The organism is Fretibacterium sp. OH1220_COT-178 (assembly GCF_003860125.1).
Classification (GTDB): Bacteria; Synergistota; Synergistia; order Synergistales; family Aminobacteriaceae; genus CAJPSE01.
In genome coordinates, this window is sequence record NZ_RQYL01000068.1 from 1 (window position 1) to 821 (window position 821).

General features: G+C 70.9%; 2 protein-coding genes. Both read right to left on the reverse strand.

Annotated features, from left to right (window positions below):
- Positions 1-605, reverse strand: a 605-nt coding sequence (locus EII26_RS12835) for a hypothetical protein (protein ID WP_124889541.1), incomplete at its 3' end; no start/stop codon positions are given.
- On the reverse strand, positions 602-821 hold a 220-nt coding region (locus tag EII26_RS12840; RefSeq protein ID WP_233572760.1), incomplete at its 5' end, for an ExbD/TolR family protein. The genes EII26_RS12835 and EII26_RS12840, both read right to left, overlap by 4 nt.

Here is an 821-nt window from a genome sequence, read left to right on the forward strand (position 1 = left end):
AGTTTCCCCTCCTCACGGCGCCTGCGGGAGAAAAGAGGGTACTCCGGCGGCGTCTTGGAGAGGATTTTCAGCGTCCCCACATCCACCGGCCCCGTCCCCCCCACCGGCCCTGCCGAAGGCCCCACACCGGCGCCCGCCGCGCCGCCGGAGCCGCCTCCGGCAGTGCCCGGCGCGGGAACACGACCCCGAACAACCGCCGTAATCTCTCCACCCGGCCCCTCCGCCGGCGGAGCGGGAACGGGATCGGCCCTGCGCACACGCTTCGGTTGGGGAACCGGCGGCTTGGATTTGGGTTGTTTTTTAGGTCTGGGATTTTTTTTCTGGACCGGATCGGCCTTAGCCTCGTGCCTGAGACTTTGCGGCTGGTCTTTCCTCTGCGGGATGGAGGATGGAGAGGGAGGCCCGGTACTCGGCCCGTCTCCCGGCAGGCCGCCTCCGTCGGAGCGGGACCGGCCCGCAACGCCCGCCGGACGGACCAGAATGAGCTTCAGAGCGGGACGGGGCTCCGGGGCCTCCCTCTCCGCGGGAAGGAGAAAAAGCGCGGCGTGGAAGGCCAGGCTCAGGGCCGCGGGCAAAGTCCATCGGCGCAGAAAACACGGGCTCACGGGGCCCCTCCCTGCAGCGCAAGCCCCGCGCTCTCCAGCCCCGAACGCCGAAGGAGATCCAGAAGCTCCGCGACGGCCCCATAGGGCGCCGTGCGGTCCCCCGCCAGCAGGATGTCCTGGCTCTCGGCCGCGGCCTGCGAGGCCAGAGCGGGGACGTCGGCGCTCGTCACCGCGGCTCCGCCCCAAAGGACCGTGCCGTCCGCCCTCACCGACACC